Consider the following 22,850-nt stretch of genomic DNA (forward strand, 5'->3'; position numbering starts at 1 on the left):
AACGATGATCAAACAAAGGACATTAAAACGTATTGTTCAGGCGACAGGTGTCGGTTTACATACCGGCAAGAAAGTGTCGCTGACCTTGCGCCCTGCGCCGGCTAATACCGGGGTCATCTATCGTCGCACTGACTTGAATCCACCGGTTGATTTCCCGGCTGATGCAAAATACGTGCGCGACACCATGCTAAGTACTTGTCTGGTGAATGATGCAGGCGTGCGTATTTCTACGGTTGAGCACCTGAACTCAGCGCTGGCTGGCTTGGGCATCGACAACATTATTGTTGAAGTTGATGCACCTGAGATTCCAATCATGGACGGTAGCGCCGCACCTTTTGTCTATCTGTTGATGGATGCAGGTATTGAGTTGCTGAACAGCGCGAAAAAGTTCGTGCGCGTCAAACAAGCTGTGCGCGTGGAAGATGGCGACAAGTGGGCAGAGATCAAACCTTACAACGGTTTCTCTCTTGATTTCACTATCGAATTCAACCACCCAGCCATTGATGCAAGCTCTAATCGCTATCAGCTGGAATTCTCAGCGGAATCCTTCGTACGGCAGATCAGCCGTGCACGCACCTTCGGATTTATGCGTGAAATCGAATACCTGCAGTCTAAAGGCCTGTGCCTGGGCGGTAGTTTAGATTGCGCGATTGGTCTTGACGATTTCCGCGTGCTTAATGAAGACGGATTACGCTTTGAGGATGAATTCGTTCGTCACAAAATGCTGGACTCTATCGGCGACTTGTTTATGTGCGGTCACAACATTATCGGTGCTTTCAGTGCCTTTAAATCTGGCCACGCGTTGAACAACAAATTGCTGCAGGCAGTACTGGCGAAGCAGGAAGCCTGGGAATGGGCGACCTTCGAAGACGAAGCTGAATTGCCGGTGACCTTCAGAGCACCAAATCTCGTTCTGGCATAACTACCCCAGAACAACAAAAACGGTTGGTTCGACTGACACCCTCTCCGGTCAGTTATGCCAGCCGTTTTTTTATGGGTTTTCCCCACCCTGGATAATCTCTGTTCATTGTCGAAACCCTGAGCAATAAAGCGAGTTTTATTCAGCTCACGCTTTAAAGGCTGGTGTGGAAGCCCCACAATAGTGGTACTATCAGGCGCTCTGACGGGCATAATGCCGCCAGTTATGGTGGTAAATTAAACCGAAAATGGCCCGCAATATTAACGCGATGGATATTTTGTGATCGGAATTTTTCTACGCTGGCGACAATTAGGCAGACGCTATTTCTGGCCTCACATCCTGTTAGGGATGGTGGCAGCCAGTTTTGGGATGCCGGCCTGCGCGCAAAATTCTGAACCTGCTTCTGCGGCTGAACCCGCCTCCAGCAGCTTGTTTGTCGGTCGTGTACTCCAGTTTGATTATCTGATCCGCTTGCAGGAAACGGCGCGTCGACCGAATTTCTCGGTTGATTACTGGCATCAGCATGCTATCCGCACCGTTATCCGCCACCTCTCTTTTACGCTGTCTCCCGCTACGGAAATTCAGCCTGAGCATCAACTGCCGCTCGCCGCACAAAAGCTGGCGCTGATTGATTCTCTGCAAGCGCTACTGACTGTGCATCACCAGCCGTGGCCAGAAGCGACGACCTTCACTGCATTCTCAGCACCTGCTGTCAGCCATACCGTGGTTGGTTGGCATGCAAAAGTACATGGCATTCGTGCCGGGCCTGCTGCCACCCTCGTTTAACTGAACACTTCTTCCTTTATTGAATTTGCAGGCCGTAATGTACGGCTGAATTGAGAACGTATTTATCATGTTAATCAAATTGTTAACTAAAGTATTTGGCAGCAGCAATGATCGTACCCTGCGTCGTATGCGTAAAGTGGTCGATGTTATCAACAAAATGGAGCCTGACTTCGTCAAGCTTTCTGATGATGAGTTGAAAGCAAAAACCGATCTGTTCCGCGAGCGCCTGAAAAAGGGTGAGACGGTCGAAAGCCTGATTCCAGAAGCCTTTGCTACCGTACGTGAAGCGAGTAAGCGCGTATTCGGCATGCGTCACTTTGATGTCCAGCTGATTGGCGGCATGGTGCTGAACGATCGCTGCATCGCAGAGATGCGTACCGGTGAAGGTAAAACCCTGACCGCAACGCTGCCAGCTTACCTGAATGCGTTAAGCGGCAAAGGCGTACACGTTGTTACCGTCAACGACTACCTGGCTCAGCGTGATGCGGAAAACAACCGTGCCCTGTTCGAGTTCCTGGGTCTCTCCATTGGTATCAACTTGCCGAACATGCCAGCCCCGGCGAAGCGTGAAGCCTATGCTGCTGACATCACCTACGGCACCAACAATGAATACGGCTTCGACTACCTGCGCGACAACATGGCGTTCAGCCCGGAAGAGCGTGTGCAGCGTAAACTGCACTATGCCCTGGTGGATGAAGTGGACTCCATCCTGATCGATGAAGCGCGTACGCCGCTGATCATCTCTGGACCGGCAGAAGACAGCTCAGAGCTCTATATCAAAGTTAACAAAATCATTCCCCACCTGAATCGTCAGGAAAAAGAAGATTCAGATACTTTCCAGGGTGAAGGTGACTTCTGGGTGGATGAAAAAGCCCGTCAGGCACACATGACTGAGCGCGGCCTGGTCAAGGTAGAAGAACTGCTGGTCAGCCAAGGCATTATGGAAGAAGGTGAGTCACTTTATTCACCTACCAACATCATGCTGATGCACCATGTAACTGCGGCATTGCGTGCCCATGCGCTGTTCACCCGTGACGTTGACTACATCGTTAAAGATGGCGAAGTGGTGATTGTCGATGAACATACCGGTCGTACCATGCAGGGCCGCCGCTGGTCTGATGGTCTGCACCAGGCTGTAGAAGCCAAAGAAGGCGTAGAAATTCAGAACGAAAACCAGACGCTGGCGTCGATCACCTTCCAGAACTACTTCCGTATTTACGAGAAGCTGGCTGGGATGACCGGTACTGCGGATACCGAAGCGTTTGAATTTAGCTCTATCTATAAGCTGGATACCATCGTCGTACCGACTAACCGTCCAATGGTACGTAAAGATCTCTCTGACCTCGTCTACATGAGTGAAGCAGAGAAGATTGATGCCATTATTGAAGATATTCGTGAACGTACCACTAACGGCCAGCCCGTGCTGGTGGGTACGATCTCTATCGAAAAATCAGAAGTGGTTTCCGATGCGTTGACGCGTGCAGGTATCAAACACAACGTTCTGAACGCCAAATTCCACGCCCGCGAAGCAGATATCGTTGCGCAGGCGGGCCAGCCAGGTGCGGTTACCATCGCAACCAACATGGCCGGTCGTGGTACTGACATCATGCTGGGCGGTAGCTGGCATGCAGAAGTTGCCGAGCTGGTTGAGCCAACCGAAGCACAGATTGAGGCGATCAAAGAGGCCTGGAAACTGCGTCATGACGCGGTACTGGCTTCAGGCGGCTTACACATCATTGGTACTGAGCGTCACGAATCACGCCGTATCGATAACCAGCTGCGTGGTCGTGCGGGTCGCCAGGGTGATGCCGGTTCATCCCGCTTCTACCTGTCAATGGAAGATCAGCTGATGCGTATCTTCGCCTCAGACCGCGTATCTAACATGATGCGCAAACTGGGGATGAAGCCAGGCGAAGCGATTGAACACCCATGGGTGACTAAGGCGATCGCGAACGCACAGCGTAAAGTCGAAAGCCGTAACTTTGATATCCGTAAACAGCTGCTGGAATACGATGATGTAGCGAACGATCAACGTCGCGCCATCTACAGTCAGCGTAACGAACTGCTGGATGTTTCTGACGTCTCTGAAACCATTAACAGCATTCGCGAAGATGTATTCAAAGCCACCATCGACACCTATATCCCGCCGCAGTCGCTGGAAGAGATGTGGGATGTGCCAGGCCTGGAAGAGCGTCTGCGCGCCGACTTTGATCTCGATCTGCCGATCAGCCAGTGGCTGGACAAAGAGCCAGATCTGCATGAAGAGACACTGCGCGAACGTATCCTGAATGAAGCACAGCAGGCTTACGCAGCGAAAGAAGAAGTGGTTGGCGTAGAAATGATGCGCAACTTCGAGAAAGGCGTAATGCTGCAAACGCTGGATTCACTGTGGAAAGAGCACCTGGCTGCCATGGATTATCTGCGTCAGGGTATTCACCTGCGTGGTTATGCGCAGAAAGATCCTAAGCAGGAATATAAGCGCGAATCCTTCTCTATGTTTGCTGCAATGCTGGAGTCACTGAAATATGAAGTGATCAGCACGCTGAGCAAAGTACAGGTGCGGATGCCAGAAGAAGTTGCAGCCATGGAGCAGCAGCGTCGTGAAGAAGCTGAGCGCCTGGCACAGCAACAGCAACTGAGCCACGTTGATGATGAAACCGCCGCAGCCGCTGAACTGGCTGAACAGACGGGTGAGCGCAAAGTAGGACGTAACGATCCTTGCCCATGCGGTTCCGGCAAGAAATTCAAACAGTGCCACGGTCGTCTGGCCTAATTACTTCGCTGTCATGAAAAAGCCAGTCCGCTTGCGGGCTGGCTTTTTTGTTTCCGAAGAGGGGAAGGGTTGAACTGCCATTATTCTGTGAACACTTATGTTGGCTAAATAGCTCATTTACCCGGAGTGGACATGCCTGAATTTAACCCTTATCAACATCACTTTACCCCGTTTAATTCTCAGCCGCCTTTCCAGCAACAGAATCCGCAAAATGCCACTGCTGGCGGATTTCCTCAGTTTAGTTTTCCTTCGATGTCTGCCGAGTCTATTGCGGCTGAAACTGAAAAAATGGTCAGGCAGCTGTCGACCATGTATATGCAAATAGTGAAATCAGTGTATGAGGAAATAAAAAAATGGTATGCGACAATGCCAGAAGAATCAAAACAGGCATTCAGTAAGATGATGGAGGCCTTTTTACCTGGCTTCAGCAAGATGCTCTCGTCAGATATGAAGCAACAGCAGAATCAATACCATAAACTTTTTAATCAGTTTGATCATACTTTCACATCATCCCCGCCACACGCAGCAAAGACGAATAAACTTACCGAATACTTTTCCTTTGATGTAGAGGGAAATAACCGATTTTGGCAGTCAGAAAAAGAGAGCTGGACCGCAATGGCGCGAGGAGAATGCGTTATTCAGGCAAGGCAGGCAACCACCGTTGGAGATCTAACCGCAAAGGGATATCGCACGGTAATGAGGGCTGTTTTACCTCATGCCGCTCCTGATGCGCCTTTGTCGTTGAACGATGTGAAAAAAACCAACCTACCGGGTAACGGCACGCAGGCCAGTTTAGTGGATATCGGAGGCTATCTCGCCACGGATATCCTGCATTTCTCTGCCGATGATGGCAGTCAGGTGCTCTATATTCCGGGTGAGAAACCTTCTTTCATGGAGTTCACCAGCGTAACCGAACTCAATAAGGGGCTGAAAGCCATGCTTCAGGATGACATACGGCGGGATAGCCTACTGCAACATTTTCCCGCCAAAGATATGGGCAGTGGAAAAATCATGAAGGGGATCGGGGATTTTGTGCAGAAAATCTGACATGAATCAGGCGGTGAGCGTTATTTTAATACCCATAAAAAAACGGTCGGAAAAGATATTTTTTCTACTGTCGCGGATAAAGTCGCGCAACAAAGCAGTGAAGAAATTCGCGAATTAGCCAAAGTCACGGCGCAGAATACAGGGCGGATTAATCTTCACCAGCGTGTTCCGGCTGAGACGATTTTACGCGCCATTGGCGGATTGAACCATGGACTGGCCATGCATTTAATGCCAGATCAAAACGAAGCTGATATGACCGATGAAATGAAAATACAATCAGCCAGCTATATTTCTCTGTTAACCAGCCAGTTCGATCTGCCGGTTAAACCAGTATCTCAAAATGCGATCCCGACGAGCCGATATGCGCAATTTGCTGGCTACGCGCCCAATGTCACTAAGGAGGCGGAGAGTGAACTCTTTTTTGATGCCGTATCGGATCATCCCGATACTCAGCATGAAACGCCAGATGTGGAGTTGGCTGAGCCGCTACACCGCGCTTGAGAGGAAAGCGGTTAACTTTTGCGGGTGGCTACTTTAAAATCGGCTTTTACCGTTTCCAGGACTAAGCAATGAAACACCTTCAGGTTGCCGTTGGCATCATCCGCAATGCCGAAAAACAGATCTTTCTCACGCAGCGTGCTGCGACCTCGCATATGGCGAACAAGTGGGAGTTCCCTGGGGGGAAAATCGAAGCGGGTGAAAGTGCAAAACAGGCACTGCAACGTGAACTGCAAGAGGAAACCGGTATTGAGGTAACCAGTGCGAAAGCCATTGGTTCTGCCGATCACACCTACGCAGATGTACGGGTTACGCTGCATTTCTTCCTGGTGGAAGCGTGGCAGGGCGAGCCTTGGGGACGTGAAGGGCAGCCACAGCGCTGGGTTGAACAGCGAGACCTGGTTGCCGAGGAGTTTCCACCGGCAAACCATGAGCTGATAGCGCGTTTGCTTAACGACGAGCTGTAATACTCCTCGCCAGAGATGCTCAGTATTGACTGATGTCTCTGGCGCTTTACGCGTTAAAACGCGTCTTCACTCCAGTTTTCGCTGTCTGACTGGTCGCCCGCGCTAGGAATACGTTTCTCTTCTGCTGCCCATTCGCCTAAATCAATCAATTGGCAACGCTTACTGCAAAATGGACGCCAGAGGCTCAGTTCATCCCACATGACATCTTTACCGCAGTTTGGACAGGCTACGGTAATCACTTCTTCCTGCATACTTACCTCTAACAACAAGCTAATTCAAAATCGAGACGTGCCGGGACTTCGCCATTTTCGCTGTCAAATGGCAGGAAACGGATGGCGTAACGGCTCTTATGCCCTGAAATCTGTGGATAGAGCTGATCTTCCAGCACCAGCTGTAATCGCAGCAGATCGGCACCTTCGGCGTTGTCCTGGTAAAACCCATTAAGGCTGGTTTGCTTACGGAACGGGCCAGCCTGGCGAATCAGTTCCAGCACCATGGTCAGGCTGGTATTCAATGGCTCTAAGGTTGCCAGCCAGCCTGCAACCTGAACATCTCTCTGCTCTTGAGGTTGATGTAGCCAGATATGTAAGCCGGGCAGGTCAAAGCTGCAACAGCCACCGGGAATACTCAGACGCTGGCGTACCAGACCAATTAAACGATCTTCACGCAGTTGTTGCCCCATACGAGGTGCGTTTAACAGCAGCGGTGACTGGTTTTTTAACTGGTTGCGCAGCTCGTTAACACGTTCACTATCTACGCCGGGGACTTCTGCCCAGGCGCGTAATTTTTGCTGTTGGCGTTCCAGCTCTTTCAGTAACTCGGTACGCATGTCACCGCGTTCGAAAATATCCAGTAATTCGCTGAGGACACGAAACAGGGACAACGCTGAAACCGACTGGGTGACCGGCAGGCAGTCTTGCAACTGGTTAATCAGAAACTCGACGCGTAGCCAGGTACGCATTTTTTCATTCAATGGATGTTCAAACAGCACAACTGTACTCATGATCTTAATCCTGCTTCGCTGCCGCCAGCTTGAGATACTGCTGGTGCAGAGCCCTCACCTGAGGCAAAACCTCTTGCGATGACCCATTGTTATTAATGACATCATCAGCACAGGCCAGACGCTGAGCGCGCGTAGCCTGTGCTGCGAGAATACTTTTGGCCTGTTCTAAGGTCACGCCATCGCGTTGCTGTGTGCGGCTTAACTGCATATTTTCATCCACGTCCACCACCAGCACGCGATCGGCCTGGGTTTGCAGCCCGTTTTCCACTAAAAGGGGCACAACCCACAGCACATAAGGCCCGGCAGCCTGCTGTTTCAACTGTTGTGTACGGGCCTGAATTTGTGGGTGGAGTAACGCGTTAAGCCAGGTCTTCTCTGCGGGATCGGCAAAAATGATCTCCCGTAAGCGTGAACGTAGTAGAGCCCCTTGAGTATCCAGAATGTCTGCACCATAGCGATGGGCAATCGCCTCGAGGGCTGGAGCACCCGGTTGAACCACTTCACGGGCAATCACATCTGCATCGATTACGGCCACTCCAAGGGTAGCAAACGCAGTGGAGACGGTTGTTTTACCACTGCCAATTCCACCGGTTAGCGCAACGGTATAAGGCATATCACTCTCTCAAAGGGCTTATCACAGCAACGAACCAGCAATAAAGCATAGGGCCTGTTTACAAGCCTGATTAATCGGATTGTAGCGTAAATAAAGGCAAATTCGCACTCCCGTTGCTGAGATAGCCGCAGCTGAAGTGTAATTTCGTCGCAGTCAGGAGAGTAACGCAGAGACGGCGATCAGTGTAAGACGTCACCGAGGCCAAAGACGGGCAAATACATAGCAATCACAAGGGCGCCAACAATCCCCCCGATGACCACCATCATCGCCGGTTCCAGAGCGGCCGCCAGGTTGTCGGCCAAGCCTGCGGCCTGAGTTTCATGCCAATGGGCAAGGCGGTTGAGCATCTCATCCAGTGCGCCAGCTTCCTCCCCGACACGAATCAGCTGGTGGCAGAGCGGGGTGAATAGCGCACTGGACGCCATGCTCTGGTGCAGGGTGTTCCCCTCGGCAAGGGTATTTTGCAGGGTGCTGATGGCATCTCGCCAGGGAGGACTGGTCAGGGTTTTTTCGACGGCGGCCAGGCCCGTCAACAGCGTCAATCCCGACTGTTGTGTCAGTTGCAGAATCGCATAAATTTGGCTGAGCTGGCTGCCCCGCCAAAGCGGGCCAACCAGCGGCATTCGCAGCAATAACCGGTGTAGCCCCGTTTGCCAGCGCGACGAACGCCGATAGAGTTGCAAACCACCCACCGAGAGGCAAGTGAGTGACAGCAGCAGAGCCGATCCCCACTGCTGTAACCACGTCGAGAGCGATAGCACTGTCGCGGTAAAGGCGGGAAGTGGCGCGTTGAACGAGGCATACACGGCGACAAACTCTGGCAGAACAAACAGCAGCATACCGCAGCTCACGGCCAGGGCAACCAGCAGGATAAACAGCGGATAGCGCAGGGCCTTGGTGACTTTGAGCTGCAATTCACGTTGGCGTAGCTGCTGTTGTGCCAACTGCATACAGCAGTGTTCGAGCTGGCCGGTAAGCTCGCCGGTTTCAACCAGAGCGGCGTAAAGCGGCGGAAATACCATGGGCCAGCGACGCAGCGCCTCCGAGAGTGGCATTCCCGCGAGGATGCGCAGACGTAAATCCTGCAACAACGCCTGCCACCCAGGATGTTTTTCCCCCTCGCTGAGCAAGGTAAGCGCCTGCGAGAGTGGTAAACCGGCTTTAAGCAGAGTGGCAAGCTGTCGCATAACGTCAATGCGCTTTACACCTTGCCACTCCTGTTTACGCCAGCTCTTTTTACGCTGGAGCCTAACGGGCAACAGGTCTTGCCCGGCTAAGCGCTGGAGTACTTCGTGCCGGGTTGCTGCCAACAGGGTGCCGCACTGGAGCGCGCCGCGGCAATCGGCAGCCTGCCAGTGGTACAGCGCCAACCGGCTCATGCTGCTCGCCCGTTACAGGGTTTCTGGCGCATCGTTTTCCAACCCGGTGATGCGCTGCATCTCCTCAAACGAGGTTTCTCCCCGGCTCACAGCCTCCAGCCCGGACTGGATCAGGCTGTGCATCCCTTGCTGCTTTGCCAGTTGCAGCACGGACTCCAACGGCAGATCGGCATTAATGGCGTTCTGAATGCGCGGTGTTACCACCAGCACCTCAAATAGCGCAATACGGCCAAAATAACCGGAAAAGCAGTGATCGCAACCCGCGGCTCGCCAGGTCTGGAGGGTGCCCGGCCATTGTTCCGTGGGCAGATGAGCCAGAGCTTGTGCGGGCTGGCGGCAGTGCGGACACAGCCTGCGCACCAGGCGCTGAGCGATGATTAAACGCAGCGCGGAGCCAATCAAATAGCCTGGAATCCCCATTTGACGCAGGCGGGTGAGGGTTTCTCCCGTGGAGTTGGTGTGAAGGGTTGAGAGCACCAGATGCCCGGTTTGTGCCGCTTTTACGGCGATTTCAGCGGTTTCGATATCGCGAATTTCCCCAATCATGATGACATCAGGATCCTGTCGCAGTAGCGCACGTAGCACACGGTTAAAATCGAGGCCGCTCTTGGGATTGACCTGGGTCTGATTCACACCCGCAAGGGGGATCTCAACCGGATCCTCTACGCTACACAAATTTTTGCCATTCTGGTTCAACGCACTCAGGCTGCTATATAGCGTAAAGGTTTTGCCGCTACCTGTGGGGCCCGTCACCAGAATCAGCCCCTGCGGTTGCTGGAGTGCCATGTTTAACTGGCGCAGCTGGCGAGCCGGCAGGCCCAGCTTCTCCAGCGACAAGCCGCTGGACTGGCTTTGAAGCAGTCGAATCACCGCTTTTTCTCCCCCCATGACGGGGAGAGTTGCAAGGCGAAAAGAGGCGGTTTGCTGATCTATTTCACGGGTAAACTGTCCATCCTGCGGCAAGCGACGCTCGGCAATATCCAGACCAGCCAGCACCTTCAGCCGGGCAAGTAACCCACATGAAGAGACTTCTGGCATCCTCGCTACTCCTTGCAGTACACCGTCAATGCGTAGACGAATGCGTAAGCCGCTGGTCTGGGGCTCAAGGTGAATGTCTGAGGCACGACGCTGGATGGCAAGCCGCAGCAGCTGATCTAAGGCGGCGCTGGCCGTTTCGCCATGCGCCTCAGAGACGGCATCATTCGTGGTTTGGTTTTGTTGCTGGAGTTGATCAATACGCGCCTGCGGCCAGCACTCCACTTCAATCAGACGCTGGCAGGCAAAGCGCAGTGTTTCGCTCATCTCCTCCGGGACGGTATCGGCGACCGCTACACGTAAGACACGTTCATCCAGATGCAGGACCACAGCATTAAAACGCTGGCAGAGTTGATGCACTACCGTGTGGGGTTCTCTCATGGCGCACCGCCGACATCAGCAAAGCGGAACTGCTCTTCACACTGTTTACGCAGGCTTTGATTGCTGCTTTCACACCGCCGCTGCCAGTCGAGGGTCCCCTCGGTATCACTCCACTGTGGACGCATTTCGACGGTGAGCCCCTGCAGGCTCTCCTGGCCAGTGAGTTTAATATTCCCTTTCAGTACAGTAAGAGCAGAGACATACCTCGACGTCCGGGCCGCCGGGATGCCTTTATCGCCCGCCTGGCACTGATCGGGCCCACCGCTTTCGATAGCGCACAGTTCAACAGCCGTTTTGTAGGGCAGCATGGTCTGGAGCATGTCGGTCAACGCGGCGCGTTGCAGGTAGTTCTGATAGGCGGGTAGGCCAATTGCGCTGAGAATCGCGACGATCCCCACCACAATCATCAGTTCGACCAGAGTAAATCCTTGTTGATAACGCATATGTTTGCCTCCTTGTGATGAAGGCTGTCATCCTGGGGAGGAAAGGGGGCATTGAACAGGGCGTAAGGATGAAGTTGGAAAGCCGTGCGTAGAGAAAATGGGCGTGTTGCAGCAGGCCAGCATCAGGTTGCGAGCACGCACGCAGAAAAGCGCGTACTCGCAGCGGGCATTAAATAAAGCGCATGGAGAGGTCCAGCGCGCGAAGATGCTTGGTTAGCGCCCCCACCGAGATATAGTCCACCCCCGTCTGGGCGATGGCAGCCAGCGTCTCTACGGTGACATTGCCGGAAACTTCCAGCTGTGCACGGTCATCGGTGAGTTGCACGGCTTGCTGCATGTCTGCCAGAGAGAAGTTATCCAACATGATGATATCTGCACCGGCATCCAGTGCCTGCTGAAGCTCTTGCATGCTCTCAACTTCCACTTCAACCGGAACATCAGGGTGCATCCACATCGCACGTTCCACCGCCTGCTGAATCGAACCGCTGGCAATGATGTGATTCTCTTTAATCAGAAACGCGTCCGATAATCCCAGACGATGATTACTACCACCGCCGCACAGCACGGCATATTTCAGCGCAGTACGCAGTCCTGGGATGGTTTTACGGGTATCCAGTAGCTGTGCTCTGGTGCCTTCCAGCAAGGCCACATACTCCTGCACCTGAGTGGCGACACCGGAGAGTGTCTGGACGAAATTCAGCGCGGTGCGTTCTGCGGTAAGCAGCAGGCGTGCTGGCCCCTGAATTTCAAATAGCAGCTGATCGGCCACCAGCGTATCGCCATCATCGACATGCCATGTCAACGTCGTGCGCTGCCCAAGCTGAATAAACACTTCTTCCACCCAGCGTTTACCACAGAAAACACCGGCCTCGCGGGTAATGACGCGAGCATGGGCTTGCGCTTCCTCTGGCAGCAACTGAGCAGTGATGTCACCATTGGCATCAACGCTCCCGCCTAAATCTTCTGCCAGGGCGCGCTCCACCGCTTCAGGGATATCTTCTTCAATCCGGTGAATCAAGGCAGTACGACGATTGTCCGGGTCATAGCGACGCGTAGACATAGCTGGTTTACTCCGGTTATCTAAGGAATTAAGTCTGTCACCTTAGCCTGGGCTGGGCCAGGATGCTACAGGTTATGTGATTAATGTTTAGTATACTGAACATTGCCGGTGTGATGCGTGAGCCGGACAACACAAACTCTCAAGACCCTGATGTGATTCATGCTATTCTCAGCCGGGCCAGAAGGAGATAACTCATATGAAACTGGAACAGGGCTGGCTTAGCGCCGCACGCAGAGTACCGTCCCCGCATTTTAATCAACGTCCTGATGACGAAGTGCCGTCACTGTTGGTGATCCATAATATCAGTCTACCGCCCGGCGAGTTTGGCGGCCCCTGGATTGATCGGCTGTTTAGCGGCACGTTGCCTGCTGAGGCCCACCCCTATTTTGCTGAGATTGCTCATCTGCGCGTGGCTGCGCACTGCTTGATTCGCCGTGATGGCGAAGTGGTGCAGTATGTGCCATTCGATCAGCGCGCCTGGCACGCGGGTGTTTCGCAGTTTGAAGGGCGTGAAAACTGCAACGATTTCTCTATCGGCATCGAGCTGGAAGGCACCGATGACCTGCCTTACACCGAAGCGCAATACCAGGCGCTGGGTGAAGTCACCCGTTTGCTAATGCTGCACTATCCGGTTACGCCACAGCGCATTACCGGGCACAGCGATATTGCTCCGGGGCGTAAAACCGATCCGGGTCCTGCTTTTAACTGGGAGATGTATCAGCAATTATTGCAGCAACCCTTGCCGTAATTTCACTGGAGTAAGTATGACGCTGTTTACTTTATTACTGGTTTTAGGTTGGGAACGTCTGTTCAAACTGGGGGAACACTGGCAGCTAGAGCACCGCCTGGAGCCGCTGTTCCGCCGCCGTCACCATTTTTCACTCACGCGTACTCTGCTGTTATTGGTGATGGCGATGGTGGTTACCGGGGTACTTATCTGGTGCCTGAAAGGGCTGTTGTTCGGCGCAGCACAACTGGCTTTCTGGATAATCACCGGACTACTCTGTATTGGTGCCGGCTCTGTCCGCCTTCACTACCATGCCTATCTCAAAGCCGCGACTCACAATGATGAAGCGGCCCATCAGGCGATGGCGCAAGAGCTGACGTTGATTCACGGTGTGGCGGTAGAGTGCAGTGAGAGTGAATTTCTGCGTGAGCTACAAAATGCGCTGATCTGGATTAACTTCCGTTTTTATCTTGGCCCGCTGTTTTGGTTTGTGGTTGGCGGCCCGGTGGGCCCGGTATTACTGGTGGGATATAGCGTGATACGCGCCTGGCAGGGATACCTGGCAAAGCATGAGACGCCGCTTAATCGCGCTCAGTCCGGTGTGGACCGTCTGCTGCATGTCCTGGACTGGATCCCGGTACGTTTGGCTGGCGTTGCCTACGCGCTGCTGGGCCACGGTGAGAAAGCCTTGCCTGCGTGGTTTGCCTCACTGGCCGACTTCCGTCGTTCTCAGTACCAGGTGTTGACCAGCCTTGCGCAGTTCTCCCTGGAACGCGATCCCCATATGGATAAAATCGAAACGCCACGTGTTGCGGTGGCGCTCGCCAAACGGATTTCGTTGGTACTGGTCGTGGTGGTCGCGCTGCTGACGATTTACGGCACACTGGTGTAAAGCAGTAATGAGAGCATGCCTGTATCCCCGGAGATATTGCAGGAGGATACAGGCACTGGCGTGCAAACCCGTTAATCTGCCAGCAGGTGGCTGTACATACTCATCAGACGGCGCGTCACACCGTTGGTCCAGCCGAAGCCATCCTGTAATGGGTATTCACCACCGCCACCGGGGCGCGCCCGATCGCCACTGATGTCATATTTTTCGACCAGCTTGTGGTGCAATTGATAGAAGTTGTTCACGGTCGTCAGCCAGTTAACCGCAATTTCAGTTGCGAGCCGCTCTTCACCGTATTGGTTCAGCCCCTGAACGGCCATCCACTGCAACGGTGCCCAACCGTTAGGCTTATCCCATTGCTCGCCGCTCTCGACCATTGAACTGACCAATCCGCCTGGCGTTAACAGCAGGTGGCGGAGGGCAATTGCCTGCAAGTGTGCTTGTTTAGGGCTGGCAAGACCGACAAACAGCGGCACCACGGCGGCTGCGGTGAAGGCACCAAAACGTTCCCGACGCCAGTCGTAATCACGGAAGACACCCGCAGTCTTGTCCCACAGGTAGTGATTGATGGCTTTTTTACGCGTTTCCGCTTTGTTCTGCCACGCCAGCGCCGTCAGCTCTTCCCCTTTGGCGCGCGAGAGTGCGGCAATCATCACTTCCAGCTTGTACAAGAAGGCGTTGAGATCCACCGGGATAAACTGCGTGGTGCGAATGCTGGCCAGCCGTTTTGGATCGCGCAGCCAGCGGGAAGAGTAATCCCAGCCGGAAGCCGCCCCAGCGCGTAGGTCACGATAGACTTCATTGGCAGGTCGACGAGATTGCTTCGCGGTTTCCACATCTTCCAGCCAGGATTCATCACGGGGTGTATCGCGATCGTCCCAATAGCGATTGAGTAACGACCCGTTCGGCATTCTCACCACGTGGCGATAAGCCTGGTGCGGCATGAGCTCACCCGCACCGTCCATCCAGAACTGATACTCTTTCATCAACTGGTCGAGATAACGTTTCGCACCGCGAATGCCGTCCTCCTCAAACAGTTCAACCATCAGTGCAAAGACCGGCGGTTGTGAACGGCTAAGATAGTAGGTGCGGTTCCCGTTGGGCACGTGGCCATAGTTATCAATCAACCAGGCAAAGTTATCTGCCATGTGGCGCAGGAGATCGTCTCGTCCACTGTCCGCCAGGCCGAGCATGGTGAAGTAAGAGTCCCAGTAATAGGTCTCGCCAAAACGACCGCCGGGTACCACATAGGGTTTCGGCAACGGCAGTAGCGAGGAAAAGGGCATATGCTGCTGTGGCATCTTGGTTAAAACCGGCCAGAGATCGTCAATGTGTTCATTGAGGCTCTTATCGGGGTTCGAAACGTAAAAGCTTTCATTTACCCCAGGCAGGTAGAAGTGATCGTGTACAAAGCGTTTGAGATCAAACTCACTGTTTTTGCGCTGACGGCGGTAGTGAATCAGCACATCCAGCGGATCATATTTGGGTGAGCAGTCGGGAAACGTTTTGCTATCCGGGAAGATACGCGCCATCTGCACATCTTCAAACAGCTCCAGATAACGGTCGGCAGGCGTCAAGGCGTCCGGTGCGGGCAGGCCTTCGATGAGCTCGGGTTCCGGCTCTGAATCCTGCATGCCTTCTCGTTTCAGTTCGTGGGGATCGAATTGATACTCAACTTCCGCCTCACTACGAACCGGATCGACGGCTTTGTTTTCCTGGCGATAAGTATTAATGGCGGCCTCCTGAACAGTCCTGGTTGCGCAAAGCACAAATTATAGTCTGCTGATTCCCGCCGTTAACAATGCAGTTTGTCTATGAACGTAATAAAAATTGTCTATTGATCACGATTTTGCAGAAAAAACGCCGCAAAACAACGTACTGAGTGAGTTAAGAAAAAAAAGAGGTATCGGACTATTCTTGCGTGCTGTAACAGATACCGAGGCGGGTTGAAGAAAAAAAGCATTTCCTGACATAACCCTGCGTGCGTCAGGTGATCATTTTGTGCTCAGGAACCTGGGTGTTGGCAGGAAAGAGGCGTCTTTCTGTCAGAAAGCAGGCATCAATAGAAATTCTTATCGTCTACGCTTGAATTGTTAATTGCATGGCGAAAAGTTATCGTATTTTTTAACAACTCACGTTTTATCCTGTGGGAAGGTATTCATCCATGGCGCATTCATTTCCACAGGTATATTTTTAACTCAGTGAAATGCTGAATAAATTTCTGTTTCTAATCTCTCAGTAAATAACCTGCATGTTTACCCATTGCCCTGCGTCAGGCTCATAACTTTTAACATACTCATTTGTCATCAGAAAAAATCGCGAAATTAATTCTGACTGTTATAGTTTTTATACATCTGACTGTTTATGTTTCCAGTCTCGTGTTTTTCCTAAAATCTACAGTGAGCTTTTAATTAAAACGCAGTGCGTCTCGGCTGCAATTTATTGATTTTTTAGTGAAACACTTGGTGTTGCTGCTGGCAACGAGGTAAGCAATGTTTGGATTAGATGCCTTCCACCTGGCAAGGATACAGTTCGCCTTTACTGTCTCTTTCCACATCATATTTCCGGCCATCACCATCGGTCTTGCCAGCTTTCTGGCAGTGCTTGAAGGGATGTGGCTGAAAACACGCAACACAACCTACCGTGATTTGTACCATTTCTGGTCCAAAGTCTTCGCGGTCAACTTTGGTATGGGGGTAGTCTCGGGCCTGGTGATGGCCTATCAGTTCGGTACTAACTGGAGTGGTTTTTCTCAGTTTGCCGGGAGTATTACCGGCCCGCTGTTAACGTATGAAGTCCTGACGGCCTTCTTCCTTGAGGCCGGGTTCCTGGGTGTGATGCTGTTTGGCTGGAATCGCGTTGGCCCTGGGCTGCACTTCTTTGCCACCTGCATGGTGGCGCTGGGAACGATTTTCTCGACGTTCTGGATCCTCGCTTCCAACAGTTGGATGCATACCCCGCAGGGCTACATTATTGAGAATGGCGTGGTGGTTCCCGTCGACTGGTTGAAGGTGATCTTTAACCCCTCCTTCCCGTTCCGCTTGCTGCATATGTCTACGGGGGCTTTCCTTGCCAGTGCCTTTTTTGTGGGGGCTTCTGCCGCCTGGCATCTGTTGCGCGGTAATAACAACCCCGCAGTACGTAAGATGTTCTCGATGGCGCTGTGGATGGCGCTGATTGTCTCGCCGATTCAGGCGTTTCTCGGTGATGCGCATGGGCTCAATACCCTTGAGTATCAGCCCGCCAAAATCGCTGCCATTGAAGGACATTGGGAAAATCCTCCTGGAGAAGCCACGCCATTGATTCTGTTTGGTATTCCGGATATGGAACAGGAGCGCACCAAATATGCCATTGAAATTCCTTATCTTGGCAGCCTGATTTTGACCCACAGCCTGCACAAGCAGATTCCGGCGCTCAAAACCTTCCCAAAAGAAGATCGGCCAAATTCGACCGTGATCTTTTGGTCCTTCCGCGTGATGGTGGCGCTGGGGCTGCTGATGATTGGCATGGGGCTGATTAGCCTGTGGCTGCGCTTTAGAAAACGCCTCTATGAATCGCGGCCTTTCCTCTGGTTCTGCCTGTTAATGGGCCCCTCAGGATTGATTGCGATACTCGCCGGGTGGATCACCACAGAAATGGGCCGTCAGCCTTGGGTGGTATACGGGGTTCAACGGACGATTGATGCGGTGTCACTGCACAGTGGTCTGCACATGAGTATCAGTTTGCTGGCCTTTATTCTCGTGTACTGCTCGGTGTTTGGCGTGGGGTATCACTACATGATGCGCCTGATTAAAGCTGGCCCAGTGACGGGCGAAGGGAGTGAAGTTGAGCACGGTGGTCCGGGGCAACATAAAACCCCGGCACGCCCGCTTTCTGCTGCTCATCTCAACAACCGTCAGGATGAGGAACGCTAACATGGTCGACTTTTCTGTTATCTGGTTTGCCATCATTGTCTTCAGTACCCTGATGTACATCGTTATGGATGGGTTTGACCTTGGCATTGGGTTACTGCTGCCGTTCAACAAAGATCCGGTTGAGCGCGACATGATGGTCAACACGGTGGCACCGGTCTGGGATGGCAATGAAACCTGGCTGGTGCTTGGCGGTGCAGGGCTGTACGGTGCTTTTCCACTGGCTTACTCCGTGCTGCTTGACGCACTTTCAATTCCCCTGACGGCCATGCTGATTGGGCTGATTTTCCGTGGCGTCGCGTTTGAGTTTCGCTTTAAAGCCACGGAAGAGCACCGGCCGTTCTGGGATAAATCGTTTATTGCCGGTTCTCTGTTGGCGACTTTTAGCCAGGGGGTTGCCGTTGGGGCGATTCTGAACGGATTTCCGGTGGTGGGGCGGGCTTATGCTGGATCGGCGATGAGCTGGTTAGCACCTTTCCCTCTGTTTTGTGGCGTGGGGCTGGTGATTGCTTATGCACTGCTGGGCAGTACCTGGTTGATTATGAAAACCGAACATCAACTGCACCGCAAAATGACGACTCTGGCCCTGCCACTGACGCTGGCGCTGCTGGTTGTGGTGGGGATTATTAGCCTGTGGACGCCGCTCACGCACAACGACATTGCCCATCGTTGGTTCTCACTGCCCAATCTGTTCTGGTTCCTGCCGGTGCCCTTGTTGGTGCTGCTCTGTTCATGGGGGCTTATCCGTGCGCTGAAACGTGAGGCTCACTATGCTCCCTTCATGCTCACGCTGGCGCTGATATTCCTTGGCTTCTCCGGTTTGGGCATCAGTATCTGGCCGAACATTATTCCGCCTTCTATCAGTATCTGGCAGGCGGCTTCTCCGGCAAACAGTCAGGCCTTTATGCTGATTGGCGGTTTGCTGATTATCCCGGTGATTCTGGGCTACACCTTCTGGAGCTACTACGTATTCCGGGGGAAAATCAAAGCGGATGAAGGATATCACTGAGATGCAATTTAAAGTCGGCATGATGAAAACAGAAACGCAGCCCAAAAGTCCGTGGTGGCAGCGAATACTGTGGCTGATGGTGATTTACAGCGCCAGTGTGTTAGCCCTTGCAGGCGTTGCATGGATATTTCGCCTGATGATGTCTGCGGCGGGTATGCGCACACATTAAAGTTAGTGTTATCTCGGCCCCCGTTGCTCTGGTGATGGGGGCATCAATCCCTGCACAAATAGTGCTGTTTTTGCCGCTTCGCATTTACCATTCCTTACATAGCTAATACGTTTTTGTTATATTTTGATGACGATTTCATCAGTTTTCTTCACATAAGATCCGCACGGAAATGCTTAGTCTTCAGGTAAAACAACAGTACATCCACGATCTGGTGGACTGGATTGAAGCGAATCTGACCGACGATCTCAACATCGAGTCGATCACGGCGAAATCCGGCTATTCCAGATGGCATATGCAGCGTATGTTCAAAGAGATCACCGGACAGACCCTGGCCTCTTATACCAGAAAAAGACGCCTGACCATTGCCGCTATGGCTTTGCGCCTGACTCGCCTCTCTTTGATCGATATCGCTGTGCGTTTTGGTTTTGAAAACCAACAAAATTTCACCCGCGTATTCAAAAGTCATTTCATGATCACGCCCGGTGTCTTTCGCCGCATTCCTGAGCTGCACTTTAGAGGCTTTCACGGACGCATCAGCACGGAACACGGCAGTGGCGTGGCGCAGCTGATCACGCGTGATGAACTGCACTTGTGCGGTGAAGTGGCGGAGTGGGAGTGCGCATTTGGCGAATTTGTTCCCCAACAGGCAAACATCGTAGCGGAACATGCCAGGCGCTTTGTGAACTTTGCCGGTCAGCACAGCTCACGCGGCTGGCTGGGGTTCCAGTATGGGCCGGGGCAGTCAGGGGCTGAACAGCAGCAGATTAGCCTGTATCAGGCGCTGGAGAGCCATCATCAAGATAAGCTCACCAACCATGCTGTTGGCTGGACGGCACCTGCGGGACTTTATGCCACTATCCAGTGGCAGGGGACGCCGGAACAGATCAACCCGTTTATTGCTGAGATGTACTACAACCACTTGCCGGAACTGGGAGTGGCGCGGCGTGAGGGGAAAGATCTGCTGCGTCTGGAGATGCAACAATCGTCCAGTGAGTGGCTCACCGGCATGTTCTCTATTCCGGTGACTCGCGTCGACTAAGCGGAATGTGCTGGAGGCGCCTGCTTTCAGCACAATTTTATAATCCCTCTCCTCACAGTGGCGTAAAATAGATCTTGATGACAGAGTAGACGATGACGCCTGCTCTGACTGCAATCTGTATGGCACTCCGGCCTACTCTGGCCACAACACGACAAAAACCATGAAACGTTCAATTCTGATGATGCTGGCTGTGCTGGTCATCATGCCTTTCACTACCCAGGCCCATGCGCAACTCGCAGGGGGATTACATCCGCAGCAAAATAACTGCCAGGCGCAGGAAATTTTTGGTGATGCACGTTACGGCGGTGACGGTGGCGCAGCGGCGGGTTGTGATGGCACTGTGAATTAATGCTGCGTAGCGGCACTCTTCTTTCTGTAACACCCCGTTAACAATTTTGCGTGAGACGCGCCGCCTCTCTCTGCGTTTCACGCTGCCCCTGAACAGCCGGTAAAAACCCTCAATCCTTTACGCCCTCCTTAACATTTAGCCAGAAGCGCTATTTTCATCAGTACCGATCGGTATAGCATTTTATGACATTGCGAATAAGATATATCATGAGTAGGGTGTGGGAAGTTGAGAATGAGTTTCGATTTCACCCACTATCTACATGCGCGGATTCGCGAGAGGCACATTATGGCAGCACAATCTGATTCCAGCGTGGCGCTGAGCCATCGCACCATTTCTCATACCGCTGCCCGTAAAGTGGCAGCGGCTGCATTACAGGTTGCGGCACAGCATGGCTGGAACATCAGCGTGGCAGTTGTCGATCGGGCTGGTGAGTTAGTCACTCTGGATCGCGCAGACCATGCGATTGGTATCAGCCCCGCGGTGGCGCAAGGGAAAGCCCGCACGGCAGCACTGTTGCAGGCACCGTCAAAAGAGTTTGAAACCTTTATCAACAGCGGCAAGCCGAGTTTCCTGGCCACGCCAGGGGTGACGCCACTGGAAGGTGGCGTACCTATCTGGTTACACGGTGAAGTGATTGGCGCGGTGGGGATCAGTGGCGCGCACGGTGAGAATGACTCTCTGGTGGCCATCGAGGCCGCGTTGGCATTAGGCGAGTAAGGAAAAGCCATGTCTGACTTAAACAACAAACATCTGGTGGTGGTGGGTGGAAGTTCAGGGATTGGTTTCCGTGTTGCTGAGCGAGCGGCGCAGCAAGGCGCAGTGCTGACGCTGGTCGGACGCAATGAGCAACGTTTAGCGCAAGCCAGTGAAGCGCTGTCACAGCAAGGGGCGGAAATTCGCGCTACGCTGGCAGTGGATGCACACGATCACGAGGCATTACGCGCGGCGTTTGCGCAGATTACGCCTTGTGATCATCTGGTGTCGATGGTGGGTGATGCCATGGGCGGTGGTTTTCTTGCCGCAGATATGGCGCTGATTGAGCGGGTTATCCACTCTAAATTCCTGACGAATGTTTTGATTGGCAAGCTGGCGGCGGAGAAAGTCCGTCCCGGCGGGTCACTGATTTTTACCGCAGGCACCGGCGGGAAACCGCAGCACGCCTGCGCCAGTTTAGTTGGCAACCAGGGCATTGTGATGCTGGTTCAGGGGCTGGCCGCCGAAGTGGCACCAAAGCTACGCGTCAACTGCGTTGCGCCTACCTGGACCGTTACGCCGTTCTGGCGTGACCAGCCAACAGAACAGGTTGAACAGACGAGACAGCATTTCGCCTCTGTCATTCCGCTTGCGCGCACCGCAGAGATTGATGAACTGGCCGATGCCTATCTGTTCCTGATGAAAAATGATTTTATTACCGGACAACAAATTGCAGTCGATGGCGGCGTAATGCTGGGCTAATTGCCGCCACAGCTGACCACAGGAGTTATCTTTTGGCTAAAAAACAGAATGAAACCGTAAGCCGTGCACCACAGCGGGTACGTAATGAATTACGCTTTCGCCACGTTACCGTTGCAAGCAAAGAAAAAATCGCCAACGCTTTCTGGCGCGTGACCTTTAGTGGTGAAGATCTGGCGGGCTTCAACTCCCCCAGCTTTGAAGACCACATCAAAGTCTTTATCCCGGCGGAAGGCAGTACTGAACTGCAACTGCCTACCATGACGGAAGAAGGCATCGTCTGGCCGGACGGCGTCCGTCCACCCGCGCGTGACTATACGCCACTGGCTTTTGATGGCGAGTCCAGCCTGACGCTGGATTTCTACATTCACGAGGGCGGGGTGGCCAGCGGTTGGGCCGATCGGGCTAAAGTAGGCGATAAACTGGCGGTGGGGGGCCCACGTGGTTCACTGATTATCCCGGCAGACTATGCGGTACAGTTGTATGTACTGGATGAGAGTGGTTTGCCCGCGTTCAAACGCCGTAAGGACGATTTGCAGGCAGAGCAGGTCCATGTCTTTGCGTATGCTGATGAAGCCACTGGCCGTGAATACCTTGGCGACCTCAGCGGTATCAATGTGACCTGGCTGGGCAGTGGTAATATGCACAGCGATAACCTGGGACAACTGATTGCAGAGATCAGCAAAGTCTCCATCCCCACCGAAGAGTATTTCGTCTGGCTCACCGGAGAAGGCGAGTTTGTGAAAACCCTCAGTGACTATTTCACTGAACGCTGTGGCCTGGACAGCGATTACGTGCGCGCTGTGGCTTACTGGCATCTTAAGAAATAACTGCATTGCCGCCACCCGTGTTGAATTTTGCCGGGTGGCACACTACTATCTACCTCCCTTGAATTCTCCCC

At 53.1% G+C, this 22,850-nt stretch carries 24 protein-coding genes; 16 read left to right on the top strand and 8 right to left on the bottom strand.

What is annotated here, in order from left to right; translation table 11 throughout:
* Nucleotides 1–4 precede the first annotated feature (4 nt).
* The 6 genes from lpxC (at nucleotide 5) to mutT (ending at nucleotide 6,490) form a co-directional block, all read left to right on the top strand.
* On the top strand, nucleotides 5–922 hold the full coding sequence (gene lpxC / locus F3J40_RS16220) for a UDP-3-O-acyl-N-acetylglucosamine deacetylase (RefSeq protein ID WP_017348317.1): 918 nt from the start codon (nucleotides 5–7) through the stop codon (nucleotides 920–922).
* 276 nt (nucleotides 923–1,198) lie between these two features.
* Nucleotides 1,199–1,705, top strand: a complete 507-nt coding sequence (gene secM / locus F3J40_RS16225) for a secA translation cis-regulator SecM (protein ID WP_167016239.1) — start codon at nucleotides 1,199–1,201, stop codon at nucleotides 1,703–1,705.
* 67 nt (nucleotides 1,706–1,772) lie between these two features.
* The gene (gene secA, locus F3J40_RS16230) at nucleotides 1,773–4,478 is read left to right on the top strand and encodes a preprotein translocase subunit SecA (RefSeq protein ID WP_017348315.1); all 2,706 of its coding nucleotides are present in this window, start codon (nucleotides 1,773–1,775) and stop codon (nucleotides 4,476–4,478) included.
* A 132-nt stretch (nucleotides 4,479–4,610) separates the two neighbouring features.
* On the top strand, nucleotides 4,611–5,525 hold the full coding sequence (locus tag F3J40_RS16235; RefSeq protein ID WP_167016241.1) for a dermonecrotic toxin domain-containing protein: 915 nt from the start codon (nucleotides 4,611–4,613) through the stop codon (nucleotides 5,523–5,525).
* A gap of 219 nt (nucleotides 5,526–5,744) precedes the next feature.
* Nucleotides 5,745–6,026 carry a hypothetical protein gene (locus tag F3J40_RS16240; RefSeq protein WP_167016243.1) on the top strand — a complete coding sequence of 94 codons (282 nt, stop codon included), beginning with the start codon at nucleotides 5,745–5,747 and terminating at the stop codon, nucleotides 6,024–6,026.
* 68 nt (nucleotides 6,027–6,094) lie between these two features.
* A complete protein-coding gene (mutT, locus tag F3J40_RS16245; protein WP_167016245.1) occupies nucleotides 6,095–6,490 on the top strand; it encodes an 8-oxo-dGTP diphosphatase MutT in 396 nt (131 codons plus the stop codon).
* Nucleotides 6,491–6,543: 53 nt separating this feature from the next.
* On the opposite strand, the gene yacG is transcribed toward mutT, so the two are convergent.
* The 7 genes from yacG to nadC all read right to left on the bottom strand — a co-directional run bounded on the left by yacG (nucleotide 6,544) and on the right by nadC (nucleotide 12,404).
* Nucleotides 6,544–6,741 carry a DNA gyrase inhibitor YacG gene (gene yacG, locus F3J40_RS16250; protein WP_167016247.1) on the bottom strand — a complete coding sequence of 66 codons (198 nt, stop codon included), beginning with the start codon at nucleotides 6,739–6,741 and terminating at the stop codon, nucleotides 6,544–6,546.
* 8 nt (nucleotides 6,742–6,749) lie between these two features.
* On the bottom strand, nucleotides 6,750–7,493 hold the full coding sequence (gene zapD / locus F3J40_RS16255) for a cell division protein ZapD (RefSeq protein WP_167016249.1): 744 nt from the start codon (nucleotides 7,491–7,493) through the stop codon (nucleotides 6,750–6,752).
* A 4-nt stretch (nucleotides 7,494–7,497) separates the two neighbouring features.
* Entirely contained in the window at nucleotides 7,498–8,106 is a 609-nt protein-coding gene (gene coaE / locus F3J40_RS16260; RefSeq protein ID WP_167016251.1) for a dephospho-CoA kinase, read from the bottom strand.
* Nucleotides 8,107–8,285: 179 nt separating this feature from the next.
* Nucleotides 8,286–9,485 carry a protein transport protein HofC gene (gene hofC, locus F3J40_RS16265; protein WP_167016253.1) on the bottom strand — a complete coding sequence of 400 codons (1,200 nt, stop codon included), beginning with the start codon at nucleotides 9,483–9,485 and terminating at the stop codon, nucleotides 8,286–8,288.
* Between the two features lie 12 nt (nucleotides 9,486–9,497).
* Nucleotides 9,498–10,901, bottom strand: coding sequence for a type II secretion system protein GspE (gspE, locus tag F3J40_RS16270; protein ID WP_167016255.1), 1,404 nt, complete (start codon nucleotides 10,899–10,901; stop codon nucleotides 9,498–9,500).
* Nucleotides 10,898–11,344, bottom strand: a complete 447-nt coding sequence (gene ppdD / locus F3J40_RS16275; RefSeq protein ID WP_167016257.1) for a prepilin peptidase-dependent pilin — start codon at nucleotides 11,342–11,344, stop codon at nucleotides 10,898–10,900. Before ppdD ends, gspE begins: the two co-directional genes overlap by 4 nt.
* 169 nt (nucleotides 11,345–11,513) lie before the next feature.
* Nucleotides 11,514–12,404 carry a carboxylating nicotinate-nucleotide diphosphorylase gene (gene nadC / locus F3J40_RS16280; RefSeq protein ID WP_167016259.1) on the bottom strand — a complete coding sequence of 297 codons (891 nt, stop codon included), beginning with the start codon at nucleotides 12,402–12,404 and terminating at the stop codon, nucleotides 11,514–11,516.
* A 196-nt stretch (nucleotides 12,405–12,600) separates the two neighbouring features.
* Between nadC and ampD the strand changes: the two genes are divergently transcribed.
* Nucleotides 12,601–13,152: a 1,6-anhydro-N-acetylmuramyl-L-alanine amidase AmpD gene (ampD, locus tag F3J40_RS16285; RefSeq protein WP_167016261.1), complete on the top strand. Its 552-nt coding sequence runs from the start codon at nucleotides 12,601–12,603 to the stop codon at nucleotides 13,150–13,152.
* A gap of 16 nt (nucleotides 13,153–13,168) precedes the next feature.
* Nucleotides 13,169–14,023: a beta-lactamase regulator AmpE gene (gene ampE / locus F3J40_RS16290; RefSeq protein ID WP_167016263.1), complete on the top strand. Its 855-nt coding sequence runs from the start codon at nucleotides 13,169–13,171 to the stop codon at nucleotides 14,021–14,023.
* Nucleotides 14,024–14,094: 71 nt separating this feature from the next.
* Here the strand turns inward: ampE and treF are convergent, their stop codons facing one another.
* On the bottom strand, nucleotides 14,095–15,753 hold the full coding sequence (gene treF, locus F3J40_RS16295) for an alpha,alpha-trehalase TreF (RefSeq protein WP_369410952.1): 1,659 nt from the start codon (nucleotides 15,751–15,753) through the stop codon (nucleotides 14,095–14,097).
* A 759-nt stretch (nucleotides 15,754–16,512) separates the two neighbouring features.
* Here treF and F3J40_RS16300 point away from each other — a divergent pair.
* From F3J40_RS16300 to F3J40_RS16335, 8 genes are all read left to right on the top strand, one after another.
* Nucleotides 16,513–17,934 (top strand): cytochrome ubiquinol oxidase subunit I, encoded by a 1,422-nt coding sequence (locus tag F3J40_RS16300; protein ID WP_017348302.1) that lies wholly within the window; start codon nucleotides 16,513–16,515, stop codon nucleotides 17,932–17,934.
* A 1-nt stretch (nucleotide 17,935) separates the two neighbouring features.
* Nucleotides 17,936–18,940: a cytochrome d ubiquinol oxidase subunit II gene (gene cydB, locus F3J40_RS16305; protein WP_017348301.1), complete on the top strand. Its 1,005-nt coding sequence runs from the start codon at nucleotides 17,936–17,938 to the stop codon at nucleotides 18,938–18,940.
* A gap of 1 nt (nucleotide 18,941) precedes the next feature.
* Complete coding sequence (locus tag F3J40_RS16310) at nucleotides 18,942–19,109, top strand: DUF2474 domain-containing protein (RefSeq protein WP_017348300.1); 168 nt, start codon at nucleotides 18,942–18,944, stop codon at nucleotides 19,107–19,109.
* A gap of 169 nt (nucleotides 19,110–19,278) precedes the next feature.
* Nucleotides 19,279–20,148 (top strand): helix-turn-helix domain-containing protein, encoded by an 870-nt coding sequence (locus tag F3J40_RS16315; protein WP_167016267.1) that lies wholly within the window; start codon nucleotides 19,279–19,281, stop codon nucleotides 20,146–20,148.
* Between the two features lie 160 nt (nucleotides 20,149–20,308).
* Complete coding sequence (locus tag F3J40_RS16320) at nucleotides 20,309–20,497, top strand: hypothetical protein (RefSeq protein WP_017348298.1); 189 nt, start codon at nucleotides 20,309–20,311, stop codon at nucleotides 20,495–20,497.
* Nucleotides 20,498–20,782: 285 nt separating this feature from the next.
* Nucleotides 20,783–21,214, top strand: a complete 432-nt coding sequence (locus tag F3J40_RS16325) for a GlcG/HbpS family heme-binding protein (protein ID WP_167016269.1) — start codon at nucleotides 20,783–20,785, stop codon at nucleotides 21,212–21,214.
* Between the two features lie 9 nt (nucleotides 21,215–21,223).
* On the top strand, nucleotides 21,224–21,952 hold the full coding sequence (locus F3J40_RS16330; RefSeq protein ID WP_167016271.1) for an SDR family NAD(P)-dependent oxidoreductase: 729 nt from the start codon (nucleotides 21,224–21,226) through the stop codon (nucleotides 21,950–21,952).
* A 32-nt stretch (nucleotides 21,953–21,984) separates the two neighbouring features.
* A complete protein-coding gene (locus F3J40_RS16335; RefSeq protein WP_167016273.1) occupies nucleotides 21,985–22,779 on the top strand; it encodes a siderophore-interacting protein in 795 nt (264 codons plus the stop codon).
* Nucleotides 22,780–22,850 lie beyond the last annotated feature (71 nt).

Origin of the sequence: Candidatus Pantoea multigeneris, from assembly GCF_011752615.1 — a bacterium.
Lineage (GTDB): Bacteria > Pseudomonadota > Gammaproteobacteria > Enterobacterales > Enterobacteriaceae > Pantoea > Pantoea multigeneris.

Bases quoted from the DNA above. Each gene is read 5' to 3' on its own strand.
- cydB (WP_017348301.1), top strand. From the start codon at position 17,936: ATGGTCGACTTTTCTGTTATCTGGTTTGCCATCATTGTCTTCAGTACC.
- F3J40_RS16330 (WP_167016271.1), top strand. From the start codon at position 21,224: ATGTCTGACTTAAACAACAAACATCTGGTGGTGGTGGGTGGAAGTTCA.
- F3J40_RS16300 (WP_017348302.1), top strand. From the start codon at position 16,513: ATGTTTGGATTAGATGCCTTCCACCTGGCAAGGATACAGTTCGCCTTT.
- F3J40_RS16315 (WP_167016267.1), top strand. From the start codon at position 19,279: ATGCTTAGTCTTCAGGTAAAACAACAGTACATCCACGATCTGGTGGAC.
- nadC (WP_167016259.1), bottom strand. From the start codon at position 12,404: ATGTCTACGCGTCGCTATGACCCGGACAATCGTCGTACTGCCTTGATT.
- F3J40_RS16325 (WP_167016269.1), top strand. From the start codon at position 20,783: ATGGCAGCACAATCTGATTCCAGCGTGGCGCTGAGCCATCGCACCATT.
- mutT (WP_167016245.1), top strand. From the start codon at position 6,095: ATGAAACACCTTCAGGTTGCCGTTGGCATCATCCGCAATGCCGAAAAA.
- ampD (WP_167016261.1), top strand. From the start codon at position 12,601: ATGAAACTGGAACAGGGCTGGCTTAGCGCCGCACGCAGAGTACCGTCC.
- zapD (WP_167016249.1), bottom strand. From the start codon at position 7,493: ATGAGTACAGTTGTGCTGTTTGAACATCCATTGAATGAAAAAATGCGT.
- hofC (WP_167016253.1), bottom strand. From the start codon at position 9,485: ATGAGCCGGTTGGCGCTGTACCACTGGCAGGCTGCCGATTGCCGCGGC.
- secA (WP_017348315.1), top strand. From the start codon at position 1,773: ATGTTAATCAAATTGTTAACTAAAGTATTTGGCAGCAGCAATGATCGT.
- F3J40_RS16310 (WP_017348300.1), top strand. From the start codon at position 18,942: ATGCAATTTAAAGTCGGCATGATGAAAACAGAAACGCAGCCCAAAAGT.
- F3J40_RS16235 (WP_167016241.1), top strand. From the start codon at position 4,611: ATGCCTGAATTTAACCCTTATCAACATCACTTTACCCCGTTTAATTCT.
- lpxC (WP_017348317.1), top strand. From the start codon at position 5: ATGATCAAACAAAGGACATTAAAACGTATTGTTCAGGCGACAGGTGTC.
- F3J40_RS16320 (WP_017348298.1), top strand. From the start codon at position 20,309: ATGAAACGTTCAATTCTGATGATGCTGGCTGTGCTGGTCATCATGCCT.
- ampE (WP_167016263.1), top strand. From the start codon at position 13,169: ATGACGCTGTTTACTTTATTACTGGTTTTAGGTTGGGAACGTCTGTTC.
- F3J40_RS16240 (WP_167016243.1), top strand. From the start codon at position 5,745: ATGCATTTAATGCCAGATCAAAACGAAGCTGATATGACCGATGAAATG.
- ppdD (WP_167016257.1), bottom strand. From the start codon at position 11,344: ATGCGTTATCAACAAGGATTTACTCTGGTCGAACTGATGATTGTGGTG.
- yacG (WP_167016247.1), bottom strand. From the start codon at position 6,741: ATGCAGGAAGAAGTGATTACCGTAGCCTGTCCAAACTGCGGTAAAGAT.
- gspE (WP_167016255.1), bottom strand. From the start codon at position 10,901: ATGAGAGAACCCCACACGGTAGTGCATCAACTCTGCCAGCGTTTTAAT.
- coaE (WP_167016251.1), bottom strand. From the start codon at position 8,106: ATGCCTTATACCGTTGCGCTAACCGGTGGAATTGGCAGTGGTAAAACA.